Genomic DNA, 7,132 nt, shown 5'->3' with positions numbered 1-7,132 from the left:
GCAACCGACTCGTCGGCATCCTCCACGGCTGCCTCAAAACCCGCACCCACTACGACGAAGCAACCGCCTGGTCCCACCACGCCCACCCCCACCCCGCTTGACACCAAACGACATGGGGTGTCTGACCCCTCGCTGCGCGGGCTCTGTCCCCTACCCGCCCTTCGCCCGTTCCCCGGGCTCGGCCCGACCCGGTCCTCAAACGCCGGACGGGCTGAAAGATCGCCTCAAACGCCGGCGAGGCTGGACACATCCAGCCCCGCCGGCGTTTGAGGCGCGCGATCTGGGGCGCAGCCCCGGGGAACGGTGGAAGGCGGGTAGGGGACGGCGGCCCTGCAGGGCCCCGGGCCGACGGACGGAGTCCGGCGCAGCGTCCCGAAGCCGGGGAGGCCCGCCAGGGCCGAGCCGTGCGAGGGGCGCGTTAAAAGACCGACAGGCCTGTCAGGGTGGTGAAGCGGTCCAGAGCGGCTACCGCGGCGACGGAGTTGCCTTGGGAGTCCAGGCCGGGGCTCCAGGCGGCCAGCGTGCACGCGCCCGGGACGACCGCGACGATGCCGCCGCCCACCCCGCTCTTGCCCGGCAGGCCGACGCGGTAGGCGAACTCCCCCGCCGCGTCATACGTCCCACAGGTCAGCATCACCGCGTTGACCTGCTTAGCCTCGCTGCGCGTGAGCAGCCGCGAGCCGTCCGCGCGGAGCCCGTGGCGGGCCAGGAAGCGGCCGGCCCGGGCCAGGTCGGCGCAGCTCATCTCGATGGAGCACTGCCAGAAGTAGTGGTCCAGCAGCATCGGCACCGGGTTGTCGATGTTCCCGTAGGAGGCCATGAAGTGGGCCAGAGCCGCGTTGCGGTTTCCGTGTTCGTGTTCGGAGGCGGCGACCTCCGCGTCGAAGGCGACGGCCGGGTTCTGGCTCTCCTCCCGGAGGAACCGCAGCAGTTCGCTGCTCGCGTCGCCCGTCAGGGTCTGGAGCCGGTCGGTGACGACGAGCGCGCCCGCGTTGATGAAGGGGTTCCGCGGGATGCCGTTCTCGTACTCCAGCTGTACGAGGGAGTTGAACGGGTTGCCCGAGGGTTCCCGGCCCACCCGCTCCCACAGGCTGTTGCCGCCCTCGGCGAGCGCGAGGGCCAGGGCGAAGACCTTGGTGATGGACTGCGTGGAGAACGGCGTCCGCCAGTCCCCCACCCCGAACACGTTGCCGTCGAGGTCGGCGATGGCCATGCCGAACTGCAGGGGGTCCACGGACGCCAGCGCCGGAATGTACTCGGCGGGTGCCCCGCTGCCCACCAGCGGGGCGATGTCCTTCGCGACCTGCTCCAGCAGTGCCTGGTAGTCCACCGGGAACTAGTCCTTGGTGCCGCGGTGCAGGGTGACGACGCCGCCAGTGAGGTTGCGCCAGGCCACCTTGGACCAGCCGGCCTTCTGCAGCAGCGCGGCCAGCGCCGGCTGGTCGGGCCAGGCGCGGATGGAGTCGGCGAGGTAGACGTACGCGTCGGGGTTGGAGGAGACCGCCCGGGCCACCGGCGGCAACGCGCGCATCAGGTACTCGGTGTAGACGGTCCGGAAGGGGGCCCACGTGGGCTGCGAGAACTCGCAGATCACGACCTGGCCGCCGGGCTTCGTGACCCGGCGCAGCTCGCGCAGGGCGGCGTCCGTGTCCTGGACGTTTCGCAGGCCGAAGGAGATGGTGACGGTGTCGAAGACGTCGTCCTTGAACGGCAGCTTCGTCGCGTCGCCGGCGGTCAGCGGCAGCCAGGGGTTGCGCTTCTTGCCCTCGCGGAGCATGCCGAGGGAGAAGTCGCAGGGCACGACGTACGCGCCGGTGGCGGCGAAGGGCAGCGAGGACGTGGCCGTGCCGGCGGCCAGGTCGAGGACGAGCTGTCCGGGGCGCGCGCCGACCGCCTTGGCGACTTCCTTGCGCCACAGGCGGGCCTGCCCGAGGGAGAGGACGTCGTTGGTGAGGTCGTAGTTCGCCGCCACGCCGTCGAACATGGAGGCGACTTCGTGCGGCTGCTTGTCCAGGGAAGCGGTGGTCACTGGCGTGGGCCCCTCGGGTGCGGTGCGAATGGTTCGGCGAACGGTTCGGCAGCGGTTCGGCAGGGTCCTGCGGACCGCCCCGCCATTCTCGCAGGCCCCCCGGCGACCGCATCCGGCCCCCGCACCCGGCCGCCCGTACGGGGCCTGCGGCGCGACGGGACGGGCGCGCCGGGACGGGCCGCCGCCCGTAGTGCCCGGGCAGCCGCCCCGGCGCCGGCGGGTCACCGGCGCAGGGCCTCCGCCGGTTCGATCCGGGAGGCGCGCCAGGCCGGGTAGAGGCCCGCGAGCAGGCCGGTCACCAGGCCGATCGCCGGCGCGGCGAGCACCGTCGCCGGATGGATCACCGGCGTCCAGTCGCGGAACACCGCCACGAGCACCACCGTCAGGCAGCCCAGCGAGGTCCCCACCAGGCCGCCGAGCGCGCCCAGCGCACCCGACTCGGCGAGGAACTGGCCGCTGATGTGCCGCCCCCGCGCTCCCAGGGCCCGGCGCAGGCCGATCTCCCCGGTCCGCTCCAGGACGGCGACCAGCGTCGTGTTCGCGATGCCCACGGCGCCGATGATCAGGCAGATCCCGGCGAGGACGAGGAAGAGCCGGCCCAGGTCCGAGGAGACGTTGGTCCGCAGGGAGCGCGGATCCGGCGGGGCGACCGCCTTCAGGTATTCGGGGTGGTCGGGGCGCAGCGCCGTAGGGGCCAGCCGGGCCACCTGCTGGGCCGCGCCGAGTTCGGTGGCGATGAGCATCCGGGCGCCGTCGCCCTGCGGCGGTCCCCAGATTTCCTCGGCGGTGGTCCGCGGGACCACGACGGACAGCAGGAGGTCCGCCTTGCGCTCCACGTTGCCGATGATCCCCACCACGGTGAAGGGCTCGTCGCCGATGAACACGGCGGGCGCGGTGTCCAGGGTGGTGATGCCGAGCCGGGAGGCGACGGCCGCGCCCAGTACGGCGACCCGCTGCCGGGTGCCGGAGTGGTAGGCGTCGTAGAGCCGGCCCCGGTCGATGCGGGGAACGGCGGCCCGCAGGGCGCCCGGTGAGGCGGCGACGACGTCGATCTTCTCGCCCCGGGCGGCGTCGCCGACGGGGGCCGACCGGACGGTCCCGTCGGTGGGCAGCCGGACCGTGTAGTAGACGCCCGCGTCCCGTACTCCGCCCAGCCGCTCGGTGCGTTCGTCGGCGTCGGCCGGGAAGCCGGGGCCGGTGAACTGGTCCTGGCTGCGGGCCACGTCCTCGACGGTGACCTCGGTGGCGCCGAGCACGCTGAAGCGGGCGTCGATCTGGGAGGAGGTGGTGGCCGTCAGGCCGAGGATCGCGACGAAGGATCCGACGCCGAGTACGGTGCCCAGCGCGGTCAGCGCGGACCGGGCCGGTCGCTGGACCAGCCCGGCGAAGGCCTCGCCGAGGACGTCCCTCGGCGCGAGGCGGGTGGGCGGGTCGGGCAGGGGCCGGGCCGGGGCGGTGCCCTTGGCCCGGCGCTGCGGGTAGAGCCTCATGACGCCGCCTTCGGGACCGGCGGCAGGTCCTCCGCCAGCACCCCGTCGCGGATGCGGACCGTACGGCCTCCTCTGGCCGCCACCTCCGGATCGTGGGTGATCACCAGGACGGTCATGCCGTCCGCGTGCAGTTCGTCCAGGAGCTCAAGCACCGTTCCCGCGTTCTCCGTGTCCAGGTTGCCGGTCGGCTCGTCGCAGAGCAGGAGCGAGGGCCGGGTCACCAGGGCCCGGGCGATGGCGACCCGCTGCCGCTCGCCGCCGGAGAGCCGGGTGGGCAGGGCGTCGACGCGGTGCCCGAGCCCGACCCTGCGCAGGGCTTCGCGGGCGCGGGGTTCGCGTTCCTTGCGGGGGAAGCCGTTGTAGAGCATGGCGAGGGCCACGTTTTCCAGGGCGGAGCGGTGGGAGAGGAGGTGGAAGGACTGGAAGACGAAGCCGATGCGGCGCCCGCGCAACGACGCCCGGCCGCTGTCCCCCAGCGCCCCGGTGTCCACCCCGTCCAGCAGGTACGTGCCGGCGGTGGGGGCGTCGAGCAGCCCGGCGATGTTGAGGAAGGTGGACTTCCCCGACCCGGAGGGCCCGACGACGGTGACGAACTCACCGCTGCGCACCACGAGATCGCAGTCGGTGAGCGCGAGGACGGGCGGCGGCCCGGGGTAGGCGAGCCCGACCCCCCGGAACTCGATGACCGGCTCCGCGCCGCCGCTCCCCCGGGCGCCGCCGCCGGTCCCCCCGGCATCCCCGGCATCCCCGGCATCCCCGACGGTCCCCCCGCGTCCGCCGGTCTCCCCACCCCTGCCGCTCTCCCCACCGCTGCTGCCCGGAGCGCTACGGGGCTCCGGCCCGCCCGGGGTCACTGCTTCTTCCCTCCCGCGCCCGCGGCGAGGCCGGGGTTGATCCCGGTGACGACGTTGTCCCCCTCGGAGAGTTCGCCGGCGCCGGCCGGTCTGACCTCCACGTAGCCGTCGCCCGTCGTGCCCGCCTGGACCTCCACCTGTCGGCGTTTCCCTGCGGAGTCGACCACGGACACGCTGGTGCGCCCGTCCGCGCCCGCCGAGACCGCGCTCACCGGCACCACCAGCGCGTCCCCGGAGGTCGCCGCCGCCTCCACGGTCAGCCGTACGTCCTGTCCCGCGAGCGCGGGGTCCAGCGGGCTGTCGGGCTCCACGACCATGGCGTAGCCCGGCGCTCCCGGCGGGGCCTGCTGCTGGCCGTCCCCGGTACCGCCCTGCGGCTGCGCGGGCGGGGCCGCGGCCGTGTCGGCCACCGACGCGACCTCGGCCGTGGCCGTCACCCCGCTGACCTCGGACTTGATCTCCACCCGCTGGCCGGCCCGGACCAATCCCTTCTGGTGTTCCTGGAGTTGCCCCCGTACCACCAGCGCCCCCGCGGACAGCGTCAGCGCGGGCCCGGTGGCCGCGGACCCGACCCGGGTGTTCACCGCGGTGACCCGCGCGGGGAAGCCCTCCAGGAAGACGACCTCCCCGGCCGGGAGCATCGGGCCCGCGACCTCCTGCGCTTCCGTCAGCTTGCGCCGCGCCTTGGCGAGGTCCTCCTCGGCCCGGCGCACGGCGAGCGCGGAAGCCGCTTTCGCACCCGAAGCCGAGCCGGCGCCCTTCGTCCCGCCGGACCCCCCGGCCCCGCCTGCCCCGCCGGACCCCCCGGATCCGCCCGCAGCCGATCCCGCCGCCCGGACGTCCTCGAGGGCCCGCCGGGCCCCCGTCACCGCTTCCTCCGCGGCCTCCACCGCCTGCCCGCCGTCGGCGAGCGCGGGCGGCGCGTCGTAGCCGATCGACCGGTAGAAGGCGGTGAGCGCGGTCTTGGTGCCGGCTCCGAAGGTGCCGGCCTTGTCGCCGCCGGCCGGGTGTCCCCGGCCGGCCAGTGCCTGCTGGAGCTGTTTGACGTCCTCTCCGGTGGCCCCGGGCTTGAGGTCCCGGTAGACGGGCAGTCTGCCGGGCAGGACGAACACGGGCCGTCCCGAGACCTCCAGCAGGACCCGCCCCGCCTCCACCGGGCTCCCGGCGGTGGCCGCGACCTTGGTGACCACCGGCGCCGCCGCGCCCTCGGCCCGTGCGGTCGGCGTGACCTGCACGGTCTGGGTGGCGGTCGCGGTGCCGCGCAGGATGACGGTGTCGCGCAGCACCCTTTTCTCGACCCGGGCCACCAGGACGTCCATCGGGGGCGGCCCCGCGTCGGCCGCCACCTGCGCGGGGGACTTGATCACCGCCGAGGCCGCGACTCCGGCGCCCGCGAGCAGGGCCGCCCCGCCGGCCACGGCGGCGACCCATTTACGGTGCTTCGCGCTCATCCACCCACCAGGCCCGAAGAACCGGCCGGGGCCTTGTCGGCGCACTTGCGGAGGGCGGCAACCCCCTTCGGGTCCGCCTTCAGCCGGGCGTCGACCCCGGAGTCACCCGTGACCGGGTCGGGGTCGGGGAAGTCGGTGGCGCCGTTCGCGCGCATGCAGGCGGCGAACTCCTTCGCCTTGGCCAGCGTCGCCGCGTCCACCGAGGGCTGCACCCGCTTGGCGGCGCACGCCAGCTCGGCCTCCCGCACCTTGGCGGGGTCGGACTTGGCTCCGTCGACGACCTGCACCCCGGAGGGGGTGTCCTTCATGGGCAGCCCCTGCTCCTTGAGGCAGGCGAAGAAGGCCGCCTGTCCGGGATCGGCGCCGTCCTTGCCGGTCGGGGCGGGTCCGGCGGCCGTCGACGTGCCCGTGGTGCCGGAAGGGGCGGGGGCCTGGCCGTCCGATCCCCCGCCGGAGCAGCCGGCGAGCAGGAGGACCGCCGCCGCCAGGGATGACAGCATCGGCGCGGACGCGGACCGGACGCGTGGAGATGACACAGATTCGACCCCTTCGTACGCTCCCGCCGCGAGCCGGCGCCGGAGCGGGCGCCGTACGTCAACAGGGCGCCTCCGCGTACACCCTAGGAGCCGCGCCCTCTGGACGTAACTGGTCCGAAGGCTAGTTGTACGGGTGGCCGGGACAACGTTGACTTCAGGCCGGTCCGTTGGACCGGATCAACTGCCGGGTTCCGTGCCCGCAGGTACGCGATCCGTCACCGACGCCGTCAACGCTCCTTACGGAAAGGCACAGATACATGCGTTCTCGCATCGTCATGCGCGCCGCCGTCACCGCAGTTCTCGCCCTGTCCGCCGTCGGCCTCTCGCTCGGCTCGGCCAACGCCGCGGAGAAGGACGGCTGGATCACGTCCGGAGAGTTCGGCCTCTTCTGCCTCCAGAACCAGGGGAATTCGGTATTCGACCTGGTCCTGGACGACACCAACTTCGCGAACGACTACTTCAAGGGCTCGCAGTCCTGCGCGGGTCACACCACCAACGACTACACGGAGTCCTACCGGAACCTGGACTCGTTCACCTGGGACGTCTACACCGACTGGAACCGCGGCGGTTCGCACGGGACCATCCCCGCCGGCTACGCGGGCAATGCCAGCGCCACCTTCAAGAACGCCATTTCTTCGTCGTACTGGGTCCGCTGACACCTCTTCACGATCGCGCACCGAGAAGCGCCGCTCCGCCCGGCTGATCCTGCCGCTCCTGCTCTGCTCGGGGGCTGCCGCCGCGGCCGCCGCCCTGGCGGGACTCCTGCCGCAGG

At 73.8% G+C, this 7,132-nt stretch carries 7 protein-coding genes; 1 reads left to right on the top strand and 6 read right to left on the bottom strand.

Features of this window, described 5'->3' with window-relative positions; translation table 11 throughout:
- Nucleotides 1-418: 418 nt before the first annotated feature.
- The 6 genes from OTB20_RS37105 to OTB20_RS37080 all read right to left on the bottom strand — a co-directional run bounded on the left by OTB20_RS37105 (nucleotide 419) and on the right by OTB20_RS37080 (nucleotide 6,324).
- Entirely contained in the window at nucleotides 419-1,330 is a 912-nt protein-coding gene (locus OTB20_RS37105) for a glutaminase (protein WP_267759897.1), read from the bottom strand.
- Between the two features lie 6 nt (nucleotides 1,331-1,336).
- Nucleotides 1,337-2,029, bottom strand: a complete 693-nt coding sequence (locus OTB20_RS37100; RefSeq protein WP_267824346.1) for a demethylmenaquinone methyltransferase — start codon at nucleotides 2,027-2,029, stop codon at nucleotides 1,337-1,339.
- Between the two features lie 221 nt (nucleotides 2,030-2,250).
- Nucleotides 2,251-3,519 (bottom strand): ABC transporter permease, encoded by a 1,269-nt coding sequence (locus OTB20_RS37095; RefSeq protein ID WP_267824345.1) that lies wholly within the window; start codon nucleotides 3,517-3,519, stop codon nucleotides 2,251-2,253.
- On the bottom strand, nucleotides 3,516-4,202 hold the full coding sequence (locus OTB20_RS37090; RefSeq protein WP_267824347.1) for an ABC transporter ATP-binding protein: 687 nt from the start codon (nucleotides 4,200-4,202) through the stop codon (nucleotides 3,516-3,518). Before OTB20_RS37090 ends, OTB20_RS37095 begins: the two co-directional genes overlap by 4 nt.
- 167 nt (nucleotides 4,203-4,369) lie before the next feature.
- Nucleotides 4,370-5,824 (bottom strand): peptidoglycan-binding protein, encoded by a 1,455-nt coding sequence (locus OTB20_RS37085; protein WP_267824344.1) that lies wholly within the window; start codon nucleotides 5,822-5,824, stop codon nucleotides 4,370-4,372.
- The gene (locus OTB20_RS37080; RefSeq protein ID WP_267824343.1) at nucleotides 5,821-6,324 is read right to left on the bottom strand and encodes a hypothetical protein; all 504 of its coding nucleotides are present in this window, start codon (nucleotides 6,322-6,324) and stop codon (nucleotides 5,821-5,823) included. The genes OTB20_RS37085 and OTB20_RS37080 overlap by 4 nt, the downstream gene beginning before the upstream one ends.
- Nucleotides 6,325-6,617: 293 nt before the next feature.
- On the opposite strand from OTB20_RS37080, the gene OTB20_RS37075 reads away from it, so the two are divergent.
- Nucleotides 6,618-7,016: a hypothetical protein gene (locus OTB20_RS37075; protein ID WP_267824342.1), complete on the top strand. Its 399-nt coding sequence runs from the start codon at nucleotides 6,618-6,620 to the stop codon at nucleotides 7,014-7,016.
- The last annotated feature ends 116 nt before the right edge of the window (nucleotides 7,017-7,132 follow it).

The sequence above is a fragment of the Streptomyces sp. H27-H1 genome, from assembly GCF_026627445.1.
Classification (GTDB): domain Bacteria; phylum Actinomycetota; class Actinomycetes; order Streptomycetales; family Streptomycetaceae; genus Streptomyces.
Note: the sequence above shows the minus strand (reverse complement) of the source record. Positions and strands in the feature narration are given on the sequence as shown.

What these genes read in the sequence shown, in the direction of transcription:
- OTB20_RS37095 (WP_267824345.1), bottom strand. Translation starts at nt 3,519, where the DNA reads ATGAGGCTCTACCCGCAGCGCCGGGCCAAGGGCACCGCCCCGGCCCGG.
- OTB20_RS37085 (WP_267824344.1), bottom strand. Translation starts at nt 5,824, where the DNA reads ATGAGCGCGAAGCACCGTAAATGGGTCGCCGCCGTGGCCGGCGGGGCG.
- OTB20_RS37080 (WP_267824343.1), bottom strand. Translation starts at nt 6,324, where the DNA reads ATGCTGTCATCCCTGGCGGCGGCGGTCCTCCTGCTCGCCGGCTGCTCC.
- OTB20_RS37075 (WP_267824342.1), top strand. Translation starts at nt 6,618, where the DNA reads ATGCGTTCTCGCATCGTCATGCGCGCCGCCGTCACCGCAGTTCTCGCC.